The following is an 18158-nucleotide window of genomic DNA, read 5'->3' as shown; positions in this document are numbered from 1 at the left end:
CGTGCGGGACCCTCGTCCGGGCATCAGGCCATTGCCTAAACCCGGCTCGGAGCTGTTATTCATAATGAGCCGATGTGACAGCGGCACTCGCTGTTATCGCACATTCTGTCCGATAGTCGTCGTATGCCACTGTCCGCCTTCATCGGTGCCGGCCCGCTGTCTCGCCGGCACACGCAATCGCAGGGCAAGCCCCTGCCGCGGACCTGGTATCGGCCCCTGCAGATGCTCTGCTCGTTATTGGCTCGTCCGTTCGTGGGCGGGCTGCGCAGGCGCGTGCGGGAGCTGGAGAGCGAGCTCGAGGTGCTCAACAGTTGCAGCATCGTGTCGAGCACCGACGCCAGCGGCCGGATCACCCACGTCAACGAGCTGTTCTGTTACCTCAGCGGCTACTCGCGCGAGGAGTTGATCGGGCGCAATCACAACGTGATCAACTCGGGGCACCATCCCCGCAAGTTCTTCATGGACATGTACCGGAGCATCGCCACCGGCCATCCCTGGCGCGGCGAGATCCGCAACCGCGCCAAGAACGGCGACTACTTCTGGCTGGACACCACCATCATCCCAACGACCGACCGCTCGGGTCGCGTGATCCGCTACACCTCGGTGTGTGTCGATATCACCGCCCGCAAGCAGGCCGAAGCGCTGCTGGCTCAGCTGCAAGAGCGTCATGCACGGGCCATCGACGGCTCCGGTGTCTGCCTGTGGGACTGGGACCTGGTGCGCGACTCGGTGGAATTCGACGGCAACTGGGGCCCGATGTTCGGTTATACGCCGGACGAAGCTGTGCGCCTTCCGCGCGACGCGTGGAATAGCGCCATGCACCCGGACGACCTCACCGTCACGCTGCACCAGATCGATCGACATTGCCAGGGCGAGACGCCGTTCTTCGAGAGCGAGGCTCGCATGCGTCACAAGGACGGCCACTGGGTGTCGCTGTTGTTGCGCGGCTCGGTGAACAAGCGCGACCAGAACGGCCTGGCGTTGCGCATCTCCGGCACGGCCATCGAAATCTCACAGCTGAAGCAGGCCATGCGCCAGGCGGAGCAATCCGAGGCGCTGCTGAAAACCGTCATCGACCTGCTGCCGCAACGGGTGTTCTGGAAAGATCGCGACGGCCGCTTCCTCGGCGCGAATCGCAACTTCAAATCCGATGTGGGCAGCGACGACATCGAAGGCAAGACGGACCAGGAAGCGCCGTGGGCCGGGGCGCAGCCCGACGGCTCGCAGGACCGGCATGTGATGGAGCATCGCCAGCCGGTGCTGAACCACGTGCACCAGCTGGTTCGCGGCGGTCACACCGAGTGGCGCACCACCAGCAAGGTGCCGCTCATCGACGCGCGCGGCGAAGTGTGGGGCGTGCTTGGCACCTACCAGGACATCACCTCCTTCAAAGTCGCCGAAGCCGAGTTGATCCAGGCGCGCAATGCCGCCGAGGACGCCAGCAAGGCCAAGAGCGAATTCCTGGCCACCATGAGCCACGAGATCCGCACGCCGATGAATGGCGTCATCGGCTTCACCGATCTGTTGCTGCAAACCTCGCTGGCGCCCGAGCAGCAGGCGATGGCCAGCACCATCCGCGACTCCGGGCAGGCGTTGATGACCATCATCAACGACATCCTGGATTTTTCCCGCATCGAAGCCGGGCGCATTTCGCTGGAGCTGGCGCGCGTCGACGCCAGGCAGGTCGCTCGGGATGCGCTGGCATTGTTGCAACCTCGCGCCGCCGAGAAACATCTGCAGGTCGAGGTGCAATGGCCTTCGCACGTGTCTGCCGTGGTCCTCGGCGATGCCGGCCGCCTGCGCCAGATACTGGTGAATCTGGTCTCGAACGCGATCAAGTTCACCGATGCCGGCCGTGTCACCATTCGTGCCGCGGAGGTCGATGGCATGCTGCGCATGGCCGTCGAAGACACGGGCATCGGCATCACGCCCGAACAGCTGCCGCGCCTGTTCGCCAAGTTCACGCAGGCGGACTCGTCCACCACGCGCAAGTACGGCGGCACCGGCTTGGGTCTGGCGATCTCCAAACAACTCGTCGAACTGATGGGCGGCCAGATCGGCGCGCACAGCCAGCCCGGCGCCGGCTCGACGTTCTGGTTCACGCTGCCCTTCGCTCAGCGCAGCGACGCGACCGGCACGAGTCGCGTGCTCAAGTTGGATGCCCGGCAGGAGTCGACCGATCGGCGGGTAGCAGGCTCGTTACAGCCGCGTGTGCTGGTGGTCGAAGATCACGCCGTCAATCGCATGCTCGCGACGCGCTTGCTCGCCAAGCTCGGCTGCGAAGTGGAATTTGCCGAGAACGGCCGCATTGCCTGCGAGCGCACTTTGCAGCGCAGCTACGATCTCATCTTCATGGACTGCCAGATGCCGGAGATGGACGGCTACGAAGCGACGCGCGCCATTCGCGAGCGCGAGCAAGCCCAGAATCGGCACACGCCGATCATCGCGCTCACCGCCAACGCGATGAGTCAGGATCGCGACCGTTGTCTCGAAGCCGGCATGGACGACTACATCACCAAGCCGTACTCCGCAGCGGACTTCGAGCGCACGCTGCAACGCTGGTGCCCGCCTCAGGCGTTGCCGGCGATGGGCATGGAGAAATAAACCGTCGCGCCGCGCCCTTCGGCGCCTTCCGCCCACGTGCGTCCGCCGTGACGCTGCACGATACGCCGCACGTTCGCCAGGCCGACGCCCGTGCCTTCGAAATCCGTCTCCGCGTGCAGGCGCTGGAACACGCCGAACAGACGATCGGCATACTGCATGTTGAAGCCGACGCCATTGTCGCGGACGTAATAAACAACTTCGTTGCCGCTCACGTCCGCGCCGATCTCGATCTTGGCAGGATCGCGCGGTCGCGTGTACTTGACGGCGTTCGCCAGCAGGTTGATCCACACTTGTTTCATCAGCTGCGGATCGCCCACGGTGTCCGGAATGGCATGGCGCTCCCAATCGATGTGACGGTTGCTCAACTCCGGCCCCAGTTCCTGGAACGTTTCGTCGATCAGCTCGTCCATGCGAATGCGTTGTCGGTGCATGGCCGCGCGGCCGATACGTGAGAACGCCAGCAGATCGTCGATCAGCCGTGTCATGCGCATTGCCGCCTTCTGCACCGTCTGCACATGACGCCGCTCCTCTGAATTCAGCTTGGCGCCGGCCGACACTTCCAGCATCGACACATACGAATGAATGTGGCGCAACGGCATGCGCAGGTCGTGCGACACCGAATGACAGAACGACTCGAGATCCGCATTCGCCGCCGACAGATCGTCATTCTTCTCGCGCAGTGCGCTGTTCAACTCGGTGACCTGCTCGGCAATGCGCACGCGCTCGCCGATCTCCCGCTCGAGCTCGTGACGCGCCTTGTCCAGTTCGACGAACACCGCAACCTTGGCACGCAACACCTCCGGCTCCAGCGGCTTCATCAGATAATCCACCGCGCCCGCCGAATAGCCGCTGAAGACCATCTCGGCCGTGCGCATCATGCCGGTGAGAAAGATGATCGGTGTGGCTCGCGACCGCTCGCGCGCACGGATCAACGCAGCGGTCTCGATGCCGCTCATGCCCGGCATCTGTACGTCGAGCAGGATCACGGCGAAGTCATATTCGAGCACGCACTTGAGCGCCTGCTCGCCGCGCGAGGCCGTGATCAGATTCTGCCCCAGACCTTCCAGCACCGCCTCCAGCGCGTCCAGATTGGCCCGCTCGTCGTCGACCAGCAGGATGTTCGATCTGTGAACCGGTTTGTGCCCCGCTTTGCTCATCGCCGCAGTCTCCCGTGTCACCTCGCTCAGCCCACCCTGCGATACAAGCGGTGGCGTCGCGACAGCAATTCATATTGCGATTCATGCCGGCTCAGGTGCAGCGATTCACTCTGGCCCAGCCCCAGAAATCCCAGTCGCACCAGGCTGTCGCTGAACAACTGGTGCACGCGGTAGCGCAACGCCTCGTCGAAATACATCAGCACGTTGCGACAGAAGATCACGTGAAATTCGTTGAACGACGCGTCGCGCGCCAGGTCGTGGCGAAACACGGCGATTCGATCCAGCACGGCGGGATCGAGCACGGCCGACGTCTCGCCTCGAACGTAGTAATCGGACAGCGCGCGGATGCCGCCGGCTGCGCGATAGTTCTGCTCGTACTCATCTAGCGCGACCAGCGGCAATACGCCGCTGCGCGCCTTCTCGAGCACCGCCTCGTTGAGATCGGTCGCGTAAATCCGGCAGCGGTCGTACAAGCCTTCTTCACGCAGCACAATCGCCAGCGAGTACGCCTCCTGTCCGGTGGAGCAACCGGCTACCCACAGCCGGGGGTACGGATACGTCCGCAACAGCGGCACGACCCGATCCCGAAACAAACGAAAGAACGACGGATCGCGAAACATGGTCGTGACCCGCAGCATCAGCCGATCGAGCACGTGCGCGAGAAAGCGCGGATCGTTGCCGATGCGCTCGCAGAGCTCGCCGAGCCCCGACAATCCCTCGCCGCTGAGCAGGCTGCGCAAGCGACGCAGCAAGGCGCGCTTGCTATAACCGCTCAGATCGACCCCGCTCAGATCGAACAACCGGTCCAGGAACTGGTGCAGGTCCGGCCCGGCGCCCCGCCCATTGTCCGCCATCACGGCAAAGGTCGACGTTGGTTGTTCCTCCGGCATCATGACGAGGCACGCACTCACTGCGCTAACGCTGCTTGTACAGCCACACACGCAGCATGGAGCGCAACTGGTCCAGATCGACCGGCTTCGCCAGGTAATCCGACGCGCCCGACTTCAAACATTCCTCACGCGCCCGCGCCATGGCCTTCGCGGTGAGCACAATGATGGGCAGGTTCGCATGTCGCTCGAAACGGCGAATGCGGCGGATCGCCTCGAAGCCGTCCATCTCGGGCATCATCACGTCCATCAGCACTACGTCGAAATGTTCCGGCGACTGCAGGATCTCGATGGCAGCGGCGCCGCTCTCCGCATAGCGCACACGCATGTGATGACTTTCGAGCCCGGCCGTGATGGCGAAGATGTTGCGGACGTCGTCGTCCACGACCAGAACGCTCCGTCCGCGCAGCACCGGATCTTCCTTGCGCGCTCGCTCCAATAATTGCTGCCGCGACTCCGGCAAGCGCGCCGCCGGGTAGTGCAACAGCAGCGCTGTCTCATCGAGTAGCCGTTCGGGCGAGCTCGCATCCTTGATGATGATGGCCTCGGAGACGGCGCGCAGCTCGGTCTCTTCGGTGCGTGACAATGGCTTGCCGGTATAGATCACAACCGGCGGCGAGCTCTTCCCGAGCCGCCGCTGAACGGTCGCGATCAGGTCGGCGCCGCTCATATCTGGCAGCATCAAATCCGCGATCATGCAGTGGAAACGACCTTCGCCCAACGCCTGTAATGCCTCTGCCGCGGTAGCCGTTGCCACGATCTCCACATCCGTGGCGTTGAACAGCTCGACCACTGCATCACGCTGGCGCTTGTCGTCGTCGACGATCAAGAGTCGGCGGGTAGGACTATCGAGCAACGCCAGCGTCTCGCCGAGCACCCGATCCAACATCTCGCGCGTGACGGGTTTGTGCAGGAACGTCAGCGCGCCTTGCAACAGAGCGCGCTCACGCTGATCGTCCACAGAGATCACGTGCACCGGCACGTGCCGCAACTCCGGGTCGTGCTTCAAGCGATCGAGCACCGCCCAACCATTGCTGTCCCTGAGCAGCAGATCGAGCGTGATGGCGCTCGGTTTGAAGCGCCGCGCGGCGCGGATCGCGTCTTGTGCCGAGCGCTCGATGATTACTTTGAATCCCTTCTCGCGCGCGAAGTCGGCGAGCACCGCAGAGAAACTACGGTCATCCTCGATCACCAGCAGAATGCGATCGTCGGGCGCGAGGTTGGAGCGATCGTCGTCGACGGCCTCCGGCGCATCGCCGAGCGCATCGCTGTCGACGAGCTTCGATTCTTCCACCGCAGCCCGGGGCGGAATGCGAGCAACTTGTGGCGGCTCGGGCCTTTTCACGGCGGCCGCGTCGACCGTCAGTGCGGCGGGTAGGTACAGCGAGAATGTGCTGCCGACGCCGGGCGTGCTTTCCAACGTCAGCGTGCCTTGTAACAAGCGGCTCAGCTCGCGACTGATGGACAGGCCCAGTCCCGTGCCGCCGTAGCGGCGAGCAGTTCCGGCATCCGCCTGCTGAAAGGCTTCGAACACGATCTCGCGACGGTCGTCGGGTACGCCGATGCCCGTATCGATGACGCGGAATACAACGATGGCGTCGGCGTTGGCGAAGTTGGAAACAGGACCGCACCACCCGGAAGTCACGCGCTCGATCTTGAGCGTCACTCCACCCTTGGAAGTAAACTTGAAGGCGTTCGACAGCAGGTTGCGCAGGATCTGTTGCAGGCGCCGGCCATCGGTCACCAGCGTCGCCGGCACATCCGGGCCGACCTCCACCGTGAATCTGAGCTGGGCGTCCTCGGCGACATGGTCGAACGCCTGGCGCAGTTGCTGAGTGATCTCACCGATCCGCACCGGCGCCGCATCGGCCGTCACCGTGCCGGACTCGATCTTCGCCAGGTCGAGGATGTCGTTGATCAGCTCCAGCAAGTCGTTGCCCGCGCCATGGATGGTGGCGGCCCGCTCGACTTGTTTGGGCGTCAACGTGCCTTCGTTGTTCTCGGCGAGGATCTTCGACAGGATCAGCAAACTGTTGAGCGGCGTGCGCAGCTCGTGCGACATGTTGGCGAGGAACTCGGACTTGTACTTGGAGCTGAGCGCCAGCTGCTGCACTTTTTCTTCCAGGGCCGTGCGGGCCTTTTCGACTTCCGTATGGGCGCGCTCGAGCGCTTCGCGTTGTTCCTGCAGCACCGTCGCCTTCTCTTCCATTTCGACGTTGCTCTGCTGCAGCTCCTCGTTCACCTGCTCCATTTCCATGTTGGCCTGCTGCAGCTCGAGCTGCTGCTCGCGCAGCTTCTCCGACAGCGCGGTGGCCTCTTCCAGCAGTTCCTCGGTTCTGCGCGATGCCTGCAAGGCGTGCAGCACGGTGCCGAAGCTCTCACAGAATCGGCTGAGCAACGTGAGTTGTGCGGGAGAGAAGCTGGTCAAGGTGGCCAGTTCCAGCACGGCTTTGACTTTGCCTTCGAAACACGCCGGCATGACGACGACCTGCGCGGCACTGGCATGGCCGAGCGCCGAGCCGATGCGCAGATAGTCTTCCGGCACTTTGTCGAGCACGACCCCGTTGGCATCGCGGAAGCACTGACCGATCAATCCCTGGCCGCGAACGATGGTCTTCGGCGCATTCTCGCTGGCGTAGCTCGCCTGCAGCTCCAACTTGTCGGAACTGTCGTTCTCGGGAACATAGATGAGCGATTGTCTCGCACCGAGCAGGACTGCCAGCTCGGACAGTATCTTTGCGCCCAGCTTGCCCGGATCGCGCGCGCCTTCCATCATGCGTGACAAGCGCGCCAGACTGGTGTTCATCCAATCCTGTTCGGACAATGCCTGCTCGCGCGCAGCGATCTGCCCCGCCATGCGATTGAACATCACAGCGAGCCGTCCCAGCTCGTCGTTGCGCGCCACCGCCACCGCTTGCTGATATTCACCCCGACCGACTCGCGACGCGCCGGCCGACAACGCCGCCACCGGACGCAGGATGCTGCGAGTTACCAGCCAGCCGACCAGTGTGATGAGCAGCACGACCGCAATCGATCCGTAGCGGATCAGTTGCCGCGTGACTTGTTCCTCCGCAGCGGCGCGCTCACGCCGTTCCTGTAGCAAGCGGCGGTCTTCTATATCGATGGCGCGAGTCAGCTCTTCGATGCGCGCCATGATGCCCGTGCCGCTCATCACAATCGCCGCGGCATCCGAGCGCTGCGGATCGAAGAGCAGACGCATGGACTCGAAGCGCTGTGAGACGACCGGCAGCAATGTGTCTATCGACTGCTGCTGGATGGCGTTGTCGGCGGTGAGCCGTTTGAGGTCGGCGAGCGTGCGCCTGGTGTCGATGACTGCGGCATCGAACTGTTCGCGGAATACCGGGGCGCCGATCAACTTGAAGCCGCGAGCCGATGCCTCGGCCTGGCGAATCAGGCCGATGGCGCGCTCATTCTTGCTGAGCACTTCCAGCGAATGTTGTACCCACTGTCGTTCTTCACTGACCGTCTTCAGCCGCGAATTGACCGCTACGCTGAACAACGCCAGCAACAACAGCGCCACACCGAAGCCGGCGCCGATGCGCACACCGACGGGTAGCCATGAGCGACCGGCAGGTTCTATGGGAGCGGCAGCCGACGGCGGCGGCCAGTGATCGGTGCCAGCCGTGGCGCTGGAATCCATCCTGAGAGCAGGGTCAGGCAGCCCGGTCTGTCCAAACGAGCTGGCGTGCATGTTCCAGTAACTGTTGCAACATCGGCAGCGGCCCCGAGCTGAAAGCCGCAGCACGATAGTTACGGTGGCCACCGCTAGCAATCGGTAGTTAACGCGCCTACAGCATTCGAAAGCGGGGTCGGTTGCAGCTTTGCACCGATCATTGGCATGTCATGCCCCGTTGCCGCCCCAACGGTAGTAACAACAACTTAACTACGTTAGATGCCTAGTTTTCCTGCGCGATGTACACTGCTTCAGACGAGACGGGGACATCAGGGAGAGGTGGGGATGAATAAAACAGCGCACCCGGTCGTCCATATTTTGGATGACGACGACGAGGTCCGCGATGTATTGTCGGCGGTCGTGCAGGCCGCCGGTCATGTCGCGGTTTCTTACGGCCGACCTTCGCAATTCCTGGAGAAGCTCGATCACACGCAGCCGGGCACATTGATCCTGGACGTGCGCCTGCCCGAAATGAGCGGGCTCGAGCTGCAGCGTCACCTGATCCGCATCGGCTCCATCCTGCCGGTGATCCTGATCACCAACCACGCCGACATCCCGATGGTCGTGGAAGCCATGCGGGAAGGCGCCTTCGATTTCCTGGAGAAGCCGGTCCGGCACCAGGACCTGATCGAACGGGTCAACGCGGCAGTCAAGAAGGATGCGCAGAACCGGGAGAGCATCCGCCGCCATGCAGATATCCGCTCCCGTTTCCTCACCCTCAGCGCTCGTGAGAAGGAAGTGCTACAGCTGGTGGTGGATGGGCGCGCCAATAAAGTCATTGCCCTGGATCTGGGGCTGAGCGAACGCACCGTCGAAGTCCATCGCGGCAACATCATGGACAAGATGGGCGCCCACTCGCTGGCCCATCTGGTCCGCATGCACATGATCATCCAGTCCGGCGTCGGCCACGCTTAAGGCCGCACGCTGCCCGGCCGGACAGCGAAGACCTCGTCGCCCGATGAGGCGTTCCCTCAATCCGTTTGGATTGTGGACTCCTATGCCGCCGTGCGGACGGATGTGATGTTGAATCACGCGCGTTCGCTCGTTCTCTGGCTTCGACTCCCATCCAAGTGGTCTCCGGCTCGCGCACCAAACTCCTGATCGGCTTCCTCTCGGCTTGCACCGTGCTCGCCCTGACGCTGGCCGTGGCCGCAAAACTGTTTGTAAGCCGGTTCGACGCCATCGAAAACGCTCAAACCCTGCGCAAGGCCGAGCAGCTCGTGCAGGCGGTGGACGCCGACCTGAGCCAGCTCGCGATCAGCGCCCGCGACTACGCTCAGTGGGATCAGATGTACCGATACATCCAGCATCCCACTCAGGACTTCGTCGACGTGAATTTCACGCCCTACTCCCTGGCCGGCATGGAAGTCGACATGGTCGGGATCCTGAATGCTCGCGGCGAGCTGGTGTTCTCCGCCGAGTTGCTGGAACGCCAGCGCCGGCTGCGATACCCCGCGCCGCCGGATCTGCTGCGACTGTTCCTTCATCTGCGCGACGAGCCCCACGACTGGCGTGACCGCGCCCCGGTCGAACGCATCGTCGACACCCCGCGAGGCCCGGTCGCGTTCTCCATGATCGAGATCAACCGCTCCGACAAGAGCGATCCGACCGGCGCGTTCCTACTATTCGTGCGCTACTTCGACCCGGACGAGATCATGCGTATCGGGCAAACCAGCCAGCTGCCTGCGGTCATGACGCGGATCGGCCACGCTGCGCTGGAGCGCGCCGAACTGCCCGCCGACGTGCGCCGTTGGATAGCGACCGCCGACGCGCCGCCGATCTTTGCCACCAACGTCGACGACGAACATGCGATGAGCTACGCGCTGTTGCGAGACATGCACGGACAACCGGTCGCGATGCTGAGCGCGCCGAGCAAACGGGATATCGGGACACTCGGCCGTCGCACTACGTTCATGCTGATCGGCGCGATCGCGCTGGTGCTGGTCGCCTGCGCCGGATCGCTGACCTGCCTGGTCCTGCGGCTCAAACAAAGCTGGCGGCTGCAGACCGAAGCCGAACAGCGCCATCGACAGACGCTGGACCATGTCGGCGAGCACGATTCGTTGACCGCGCTGCCGAATCGGGTGCACCTGCGCAAGCGCCTGCCGGAGCTATTGCAGGAAGCCGCTGCAGCCGGCCGCCCGCTGACATTGTTATATGTCGACCTGGATCATTTCAAACATATCAACGAGTCGCGCTGCCATGGCATCGGCGATCAGTTGATCAAGATCGTCGCGCAGCGGGTGCAGGCTGCGACCCGGCCCGCCGACATCGTCATCCGTTCCGGCGGCGACGAATTCGTGGTCGTCGCGCCGACGTTGAACGGCATGCTCGAGATTCGTGCGTTGGCGAGCCGGCTGCTCACCACTCTGCGAGAGCCCATTCCGCTGCACGATGCAACGGTTTCCATGACGGCGAGCATCGGCGTCGCGGTCTATCCGCACGATGGCGCCGACGCCGAAGCGCTGTTGAAACACGCCGATATCGCTTTGTATCGGGCCAAGGAGCTGGGCCGCGACAACTTCCAGCTGTTCGACGCGAAAATGAACACCGAGCTGAGCGAGCATGTCGCGATCGAACAGGCGCTGCGCCGGGCGATCGGCAGCGAGCAGATCTATCTGGAATTCCAGCCGCTGGTGGATCTGCAGAGCGGCCGGCTCACGTCCTTCGAAGCGCTGGCGCGCTGGCGGCATCCGGAGCTGGGCGTCGTTTCGCCGGGGCGCTTCATTCCGGTCGCGGAAAAGAGCGGCCTGATCGTGCCGCTGGGCGAGCAGATTCTAAGAAGGGTCATCGAACAACTGGCTGAATGGCAGCGAGCCGCCGTGCCGCTGGTGCCGGTAGCCGTCAACGTTGCACCATTACAGTTCGAGCGCGCCGACTTTCCGGCGCGTTGTCACGAACTGGCGCTACAGCACGGGCTCGATCCCAAATGGCTCTCGTTCGAAGTCACGGAGTCGGCGTGGCTGCAGAACTCGACCAAGAGCGTGGCCATGATCGACACGTTGCGCCAGGCAGGCTCGAAGGTCTACCTGGATGACTTCGGCACCGGCTTCTCGAACCTGAGCTATCTGAAGCATCTGCCCATCGACGCGGTAAAGATCGATCAGGCGTTCGTCAGAAACATTACCGTCGATCCGAGCGATGCAGCCATCGTGCGCGGCGTGCTGGCCATGGCGAAGCAGCTCGGCATCGACACCATCGCCGAAGGCATCGAGACTGCAGAGCAGCTGGACTGCCTGCGCGAGATGGGGTGCCATCGCGGCCAAGGCTATCACTTCAGCAAACCGGTTCCGGCGAACCAATGCCGCGCGCTGTTAGAACAGATGGGCGAAATGCGCCGTTTCACCGAAACAATGAAAGCGCGGGCGCTGGAGCGCGTGGCAGACCAGGTTCAGGCGCCGGCCGCCTAGCGCAGGATCGCACGAAGGAACATCTGCATGACCTCGTCGGCGTAGTTGCCTTCCGCTGCCGAGGAACCCTCATTCGGATTCTCGCGTCAGCACGCCCAGGCTGCGGCAGTGTATCCATTTGCTGCGCAAGCACAGTAAGCTGCACATACAAATCAGCAAAAACTCCGCTGCGTGGGCGAGCCGCCGATTGTTCCTTAGGACGCTTGTGCAGCAGGTGAATCACCATCACCCTGGCCCCTTACGCGGAGGTGCGTATAGATGCGGACTCCGCGTAGTGAGTGGGCTATTTAGACTGATCGCACAATCCAGGGTGCAGCGAAGCCGAACCGGACCCAGGCGCGCGACGAGGACCTCCCCTGAACAACAAACATAACATTTCCTCACCGACTCCGGCCGCCGTGATGGCAGCACCGCCCGGCCCGCCGCTGGCCTTGATATCGTTTGCTCGCGCCGTCGCCATCCTTTGCGTCGCCGTCGGCGCCACCGCGCTGATCGGCTGGTGGCTGTCCCAACCAATATTTCAGATTCTCGTGCCCGGACTGGGCACGCTGAAGCCGAATACCGCGCTTTGTTTCATACTCGGCGGCATGTCGCTTGCCGGCCTGGCCGCGCACTCGCGTCCGAACGTTGGAATGTTGAGCCGTTTGTTGATCCGCATTCAGCCAGCGGCAGCCGCTTTGTTACTGCTGGTCGCCAGCACGACGCTGCTCAGTTATGTGCTGCGCGCGCCGGTCGGCATAGACCGGTTGCTGGTCCCTCATGATCCCCCGAATCATATTTCGGTGTTTCCGTGGCGCATGTCGCCGATCTCCGCGATCAGTTTCAGCCTGTTCACCATCGCGGCGCTGCCCTGGCCCGCCCGGCTGACGCGCCTGTGGCTGGCAATGGAGCTGACGGTGCTGCTCGTCATGGTGAGCTCGCTCATCATGGTCCTCGGCTATGCCTATCAAGCGGCGTCGCTGTATTCATTGCCCGGCTTCTCGGTCGTGGCATTGCATACAGCGCTCGGTTTGTTGCTGCTCACCTTGGCCACGCTGACCGTCCATCCACGTTTCGTGCTGGCCGGCCAGGTCATTGCACCGGATCGGGCAGGTGCGGAACTACGCCGCTTGCTGCCGGCAGCGATCCTGCTTCCGGTCATCGTCGGCTGGCTGCTGCTGCAAGGTCAGCAGGGCGGCATTTACGACGGCGACATCGGGCTTGCGATGTTCACCGCTCTCAACATGCTGGGTTTCTCCCTGCTGGTGTGGTGGAACTCGCAAATCGTCCGGCGTAGCGACCATGCGCTGCTCGCTCACCTGCGCCGGGTCGAGGCCGTTGCCGAGCTGGACCGCGCCATCCTCGGCATGCGCTCCACTCGCGAGATCGCCGGCAAGGCGCTCGATCATCTGCGCCGGATCATTCCGTGCGCCGGCGCCAGCCTGATCGTGTTCGATCGGAACTCCAGCGCGCATCGGCTGCTGGCTGCGGGCACTTGCGGCTCCACAAACTTCATCCCGCGCGTGCATTCGGTCGCCAGCTATGAAGAGGCGCTGCGCGATGTCGGCTCTGACCAAACCATCCGGCTGGGCGACCTGCGCATTGTGGACTCCAAGGCTGAGCTGTTCGATGAGCTGCGTCGGGCCGGCGTTGCTTCCTATGTCGGACTGCCGCTGCGTGGCGAACAACATCTGCTCGGCATGCTGGAACTGATCGACGGCCACGCGCAGTGGTTCAGCGACGAGCACGTGCAGGCGGCGCACAGCATTGCCGACCAGCTCGCGATTGCGCTCCAACAGGCCTTGCTCCGCGAAGATATCGAGCGACACACCGCGTCGCTGGAGCGGCGGGTGGAGGAACGCACTCGGGAGCTGCAGGCCATGAATCAGCAACTGACGTTCGCCAACCGCGATCTGGAGGAGTTCACCGCGTCGGCCGCGCACGATTTGCGAGCGCCGTTGAATGCGATGTCGGGCCACTGCGGCATGCTGCGCGATGCGATCGCGCAACACCCCGATGAAGAAGCAAGCCATCGCATGGAGCGCATCGAAGCGTCGGTGCGACGAATGAACGATGTGATCGACGGCATGCTGGGCCTCGCCCAGCTGACCAAGATCGAGCTGGTGCGCAAGCCTATCGACCTGAACGCGGTCGCGGCCGAGGTGATCCAGGAATTGCAGCAGCAATACCCGGGTCATCGCGTGCGTTTCGCTATCGATTGCGGCCCGCCGATATGCGCCGACCCGCGCTTGATGCGCAGCCTGCTGGTCAACCTCTTGAGCAATGCCTGGAAATATACGACGCGCACCGCCGAGCCTTCGGTGACCCTGGCGCGCAAGGAAGACAAATGCGGCCCGGCGTTCGTGGTCCGGGACAACGGCGTGGGCTTCGACATGAACTTCGCCCAACATTTATTCGAGCCGTTCCGCCGCATGCACACGATGTCCGAGTTCCCGGGCGTCGGCATCGGCCTCGCCACCGCTGCACGCATCGTGCAGCGTTACGGCGGCAGGATCTGGGCGAACAGCGTGGTCGGCCAAGGCACGTCGTTCTATTTCACGCTGCCACAGTCGGCAGCGACCAGGAACGACGCGCGAGTAACCGCCGATTAGCGTCGTTTAGAATTCGTGCCAATCGCCGCCGCTGGCCTTGGCCATCGGCGCGGCAGCCGCCGGGGCGCGCGCTGCGGACTTCGCAGCCGGCTTGCGCGAGGGTTTGTTGATCGTTTTGACGACTGCAGCCGGACGCGCCGCGGCCACCGGCGCCGACACGTTCGAAGTGACATTCTCGGCAGTACGGAACTGCCCGACCTGGGCCACCAGGCCCTGACCTTGCTGTTCGAGCGACTTGCTGGCCGCTGACGCCTCTTCGACCAGCGCGGCGTTCTGCTGCGTCATCGAGTCCATCTGCGTGATGGCGTTGTTCACTTGATCGATGCCCTGCGCCTGCTCTTCGCTGGCGGCGGCGATCTCGGCCACGATATCGCTGACGCGCTTCACCGATTCCATGATGTCGGTGAGCGTGCGGCCCGATTCGTCGACCAACTCCGAGCCGGTACGCACTTTGTCGACCGAGTCATTGATCAGATCTTTGATCTCTTTGGCGGCGCTGGCGCTGCGCTGAGCGAGGCTGCGCACTTCGGAGGCAACGACCGCGAAACCCCGGCCCTGCTCGCCCGCTCGCGCCGCTTCGACGGCCGCGTTCAACGCCAGCAGATTCGTTTGGAACGCGATCTCGTCGATTACACCGATGATGTCGGCGATCTTGCGACTGGAGGCATTGATCTCGTCCATCGCGCCCACGGTCCGCTGCACGACCTGCCCGCCTTTCTCGGCGTGCGCCCGCGCGTTGATGGAGAGCTGATTGGCCTGACGCGCATTGTCGGCGTTCTGTTTCACCGTCGCCGTCATCTCTTCCATGCTCGAGGCAGTTTCTTCCAGCGCAGCCGCCTGCTCCTGGGTGCGTTGATTGAGATCGTCATTGCCGCGCGCGATCTGCAAAGCGCCGCTCGACATGGACGCCGACAACGACTTGGTCGTCGCAATGATCCGGTGCAGCTTGTCGATGAAGCCATTGAGCGAACGCGCGATCTCGCCGAACTCGGCGTTCATCGGCGGCAATTGATAAGTGAGATCGCCATCGCCGGCGCGCAGGTCTTCGGTGGCCCGCAACACCTGACGCAGCGGATTGACGATGCTGCGCGCGATGGCAATAGCGAGCCCGATCGACAGGATCACGGCGAGCGCGCCGCCGCCCACCAATGCCGAATTGGCGAACATTCGCGCCTCTTCAGCCGCCGCGGCCCGCTCCTTCAGCACGCTCTGCTGGATGTGCCCGATCTCATCGAGCATCACGCGCATGGCGTCCATGCCCTTCTTGCCGCGAGCCTCGCGCTCGAGCGCGACGATATCCGCCATGGTCGCATCGCCGGTGGTCACTTCGCGTCGCAAGCCGATCGCCGGCTCGATGGCGTGCGTCAGCCAATCTTGTTGGGCCGCGCGCAGCGCCTCGAGCTTTTCTTTCACCCGCTCGTCGCGGGCCAGCGCCTGGGCGCTCTCGAAATGTTCGTCGAATTCCCTGCGGCCCTGGTTCAGCGGCTCCAGAAACGAATCGACGCCGGCGATCAGGAAGCCGCGCGCCCCGGTTTCCATATTGATCAGCGCATCGCTCAAGCCATTGATCTGCTCGATGACGTCATAGGTGCGAATGTTGCTGCGCTGGGCTTCGACCTGCTTGTTCTGACTCATGGTCGCAACCCCGATCAGCGCGATCAGGATGGCGACGACGACCGAAAACGCCACGGTCAGCCGTGTATTGATGCTGAGACTCGACAAGCCCACGACAACTCCAAACAATGTGCGCAGTTCTGCTTAGCTAGTCTTATCGGTCGCGGGGGGCGGACCTTGACAGGTCATCGGGGGATTCGGGGACCGCCTGAGCCCAGCGTAAGCCTTACCACCGGAAACTTATTGCTTGACTTGCGCAAATGGCGCGTTCCGCGAATGTGACAGGTTGTCGGCAATCCGCCAGCAAGGCGGTGCAAGTGACTGACACCACAATAAAAGCTTATTCAGCCCTTGCACCAAAATGGCGCAGGCACGGCGAAGTTAACGGTAACGGCGGGGACTGCGGCTAACATGCGCTCCGCCGATGAACTCGCTTCTACACACCTGGAGGGATCATGACCGTCTTGCGCAATAACGCAGGTGATCCGGCCAAACAGCAACAAGCCATCGAAGCTCTCGCCAAGGAGAGCGATACCCCGGTCGAGCATGTGCGCGAACTCTACGAGATCGAACATGCACGCCTGAATTCTCAGGCTCGAGTCAAGACCTTCGTTTCGGTCATCGCGACCCGGCTCGTGCGCAATACGCTGCACGCGGAACGTACCAACAGCTGATTTCGTCCCCCGGTTCCATTTCGGGACCGGTCGACAGCCGGATTCTCCGGTTGTCATCGAGCGATCATCGAATCGCAACCTGCATTGAACTTCGCCGGCGTATCTCTAGGCCGTTCGAGCGCCCATTAAGTTAACCACCAAGATGTGGCGCCGGACTCCCTATCTCATTCGCAGGAGAGTTCGATGCCACACCCTTTGCAGTTGGCCGCGCCCGCGGCTTTGCTAGCTGCGCTTTGTTCCTTTGCCTCGCTCGCCGGCGATTACGGCCGCGGCGACGATGGTTACGGCGATCGCCATGACGACAGGGGCTTCCCGGGACGCACATCCGTGCAGCTCGGCGACCGCCCGTTCTTCCTGATCGACGGTCTCGACGACAGCCGCCTGAAGGACAAGCTGCAGAGCTGCAAGGCCGGCCCGTTCTACAAGTCCAATTTCTCCATCGCGCATCGCGGCGCGCCGCTGCAATTCCCGGAGCACACCAAGGAAGCGTATGAAGCCGGTGCGCGCCAGGGCGCGGGCGTGGTCGAGTGCGATGTGACTTTCACCAAGGACGGCGAACTGGTGTGCCGTCACGACGAGTGCGATCTGCACACCACCACCAACATCGTCGACACAGAATTGAACGCCTCCTGCACGGCGCCGTGGTCCGGCCCGGGCTCCAGCCCCAAGTGCTGCGCCAGTGACATCACACTCGCTCAGTTCAAGACGCTGAAGGGCAAGATGGACGCATCCAACCCGAACGCCACCACCTCGAAAGGCTATCTCGGCGGCACCGCCTCGTTCCGCACCGATCTCTACAGCAGCCGAGGCACCCTGCTCACGCTGCGTGAGAGCATCGCGCTGAACAAGAAGCTCGGCGTCAAGCACACTCCGGAACTGAAGGCCGGCAATCCGCAGCGCCTGCAGACCGTGTTCGGCGGCCAGGAAGGCTACGCGCAGGCGATGATCGACGAGTTCAAAGCCGCGGGGGTGCATCCGAAGGACGTGTACCCGCAGTCGTTCGATATCCGCGACGTTCTGTACTGGATCAAGCGGGAGCCGCGCTTCGGCCAGCAGGCGGTGTATCTGGATGACGTCGATCCGTCGTCGCCCAACTTCCCGCGCCTGACGTTCGAACAGCTGAAGCAGCTCAAGAAGCAGGGCGTGAAGATCATCGCTCCGCCGATCGGCGTGTTGCTCGCGGTGAACAGCAACGACGAGATCGTGCCGTCGCAATACGCGCTCGACATCAAGAGCCTCGGCTTCGACATCATCACCTGGTCGTTCGAGCGTGCGGACCTGCGCAACGGCGGCGTTGGCGCGGGCTTCTACTACGCCTTCGATCCGACCGGTCGCGCGCTGAAGAAAGACAGCGACATGTACAAGGCGCTGGACGTGCTCGCTCGCAAGGTCGGCGTCATCGGCATCTTCTCCGACTGGCCGGCGACCGTGACCTACTACGCAAACTGCATGGGATTGAAGTAATCCCTGGTGAGAAACTGATTCCGGCGGCGCCGGGGCCGCCGGTGCTGCCCGTGACAGGCTTAC

10 protein-coding genes are annotated in these 18158 nt (G+C 63.1%); 6 read left to right on the top strand and 4 right to left on the bottom strand.

What is annotated here, in order from left to right:
- Window positions 1-123: 123 nt before the first annotated feature.
- The gene (locus EK373_RS15650) at window positions 124-2604 is read left to right on the top strand and encodes a PAS domain S-box protein (RefSeq protein ID WP_129644535.1); all 2481 of its coding nucleotides are present in this window, start codon (window positions 124-126) and stop codon (window positions 2602-2604) included.
- Here EK373_RS15650 and EK373_RS15645 read toward each other — a convergent pair.
- From EK373_RS15645 to EK373_RS15635, 3 genes are read right to left on the bottom strand one after another with little or no spacing between them, the layout of a single operon-like run.
- Entirely contained in the window at window positions 2571-3761 is a 1191-nt protein-coding gene (locus EK373_RS15645; RefSeq protein ID WP_129644533.1) for a sensor histidine kinase, read from the bottom strand. The genes EK373_RS15650 and EK373_RS15645 overlap by 34 nt on opposite strands.
- 26 nt (window positions 3762-3787) lie before the next feature.
- On the bottom strand, window positions 3788-4672 hold the full coding sequence (locus tag EK373_RS15640) for a CheR family methyltransferase (RefSeq protein ID WP_129644531.1): 885 nt from the start codon (window positions 4670-4672) through the stop codon (window positions 3788-3790).
- Between the two features lie 4 nt (window positions 4673-4676).
- Window positions 4677-8309 carry a response regulator gene (locus EK373_RS15635; RefSeq protein ID WP_198683375.1) on the bottom strand — a complete coding sequence of 1211 codons (3633 nt, stop codon included), beginning with the start codon at window positions 8307-8309 and terminating at the stop codon, window positions 4677-4679.
- 318 nt (window positions 8310-8627) lie between these two features.
- On the opposite strand from EK373_RS15635, the gene EK373_RS15630 reads away from it, so the two are divergent.
- The 3 genes from EK373_RS15630 (at window position 8628) to EK373_RS15620 (ending at window position 14343) form a co-directional block, all read left to right on the top strand.
- Window positions 8628-9257 carry a response regulator transcription factor gene (locus EK373_RS15630; RefSeq protein ID WP_198683374.1) on the top strand — a complete coding sequence of 210 codons (630 nt, stop codon included), beginning with the start codon at window positions 8628-8630 and terminating at the stop codon, window positions 9255-9257.
- A 155-nt stretch (window positions 9258-9412) separates the two neighbouring features.
- Window positions 9413-11752, top strand: a complete 2340-nt coding sequence (locus EK373_RS15625; RefSeq protein ID WP_232831125.1) for a putative bifunctional diguanylate cyclase/phosphodiesterase — start codon at window positions 9413-9415, stop codon at window positions 11750-11752.
- Window positions 11753-12153: 401 nt separating this feature from the next.
- The gene (locus tag EK373_RS15620) at window positions 12154-14343 is read left to right on the top strand and encodes a sensor histidine kinase (RefSeq protein WP_129644523.1); all 2190 of its coding nucleotides are present in this window, start codon (window positions 12154-12156) and stop codon (window positions 14341-14343) included.
- 6 nt (window positions 14344-14349) lie between these two features.
- On the opposite strand, the gene EK373_RS34015 is transcribed toward EK373_RS15620, so the two are convergent.
- Complete coding sequence (locus EK373_RS34015; protein WP_129644521.1) at window positions 14350-16071, bottom strand: methyl-accepting chemotaxis protein; 1722 nt, start codon at window positions 16069-16071, stop codon at window positions 14350-14352.
- Window positions 16072-16412: 341 nt separating this feature from the next.
- On the opposite strand from EK373_RS34015, the gene EK373_RS15610 reads away from it, so the two are divergent.
- Window positions 16413-16631 carry a DUF3562 domain-containing protein gene (locus tag EK373_RS15610; RefSeq protein ID WP_129644519.1) on the top strand — a complete coding sequence of 73 codons (219 nt, stop codon included), beginning with the start codon at window positions 16413-16415 and terminating at the stop codon, window positions 16629-16631.
- Window positions 16632-16814: 183 nt separating this feature from the next.
- Window positions 16815-18095, top strand: coding sequence for a glycerophosphodiester phosphodiesterase family protein (locus tag EK373_RS15605; RefSeq protein ID WP_129644517.1), 1281 nt, complete (start codon window positions 16815-16817; stop codon window positions 18093-18095).
- Window positions 18096-18158 lie beyond the last annotated feature (63 nt).

It is taken from the genome of Peristeroidobacter agariperforans (assembly GCF_004138335.1).
In the GTDB taxonomy this organism is placed as follows: domain Bacteria; phylum Pseudomonadota; class Gammaproteobacteria; order Steroidobacterales; family Steroidobacteraceae; genus Steroidobacter; species Steroidobacter agariperforans.
The sequence above is the reverse complement of the archived record's forward strand: the minus strand, read 5'-3'. Positions and strand labels throughout refer to the sequence as shown.

What these genes read in the sequence shown, in the direction of transcription:
- EK373_RS15630 (WP_198683374.1), top strand. Translation starts at nt 8,628, where the DNA reads ATGAATAAAACAGCGCACCCGGTCGTCCATATTTTGGATGACGACGAC.
- EK373_RS15645 (WP_129644533.1), bottom strand. Translation starts at nt 3,761, where the DNA reads ATGAGCAAAGCGGGGCACAAACCGGTTCACAGATCGAACATCCTGCTG.
- EK373_RS15605 (WP_129644517.1), top strand. Translation starts at nt 16,815, where the DNA reads ATGCCACACCCTTTGCAGTTGGCCGCGCCCGCGGCTTTGCTAGCTGCG.
- EK373_RS15610 (WP_129644519.1), top strand. Translation starts at nt 16,413, where the DNA reads ATGACCGTCTTGCGCAATAACGCAGGTGATCCGGCCAAACAGCAACAA.
- EK373_RS15635 (WP_198683375.1), bottom strand. Translation starts at nt 8,309, where the DNA reads ATGGATTCCAGCGCCACGGCTGGCACCGATCACTGGCCGCCGCCGTCG.
- EK373_RS15650 (WP_129644535.1), top strand. Translation starts at nt 124, where the DNA reads ATGCCACTGTCCGCCTTCATCGGTGCCGGCCCGCTGTCTCGCCGGCAC.
- EK373_RS15620 (WP_129644523.1), top strand. Translation starts at nt 12,154, where the DNA reads ATGGCAGCACCGCCCGGCCCGCCGCTGGCCTTGATATCGTTTGCTCGC.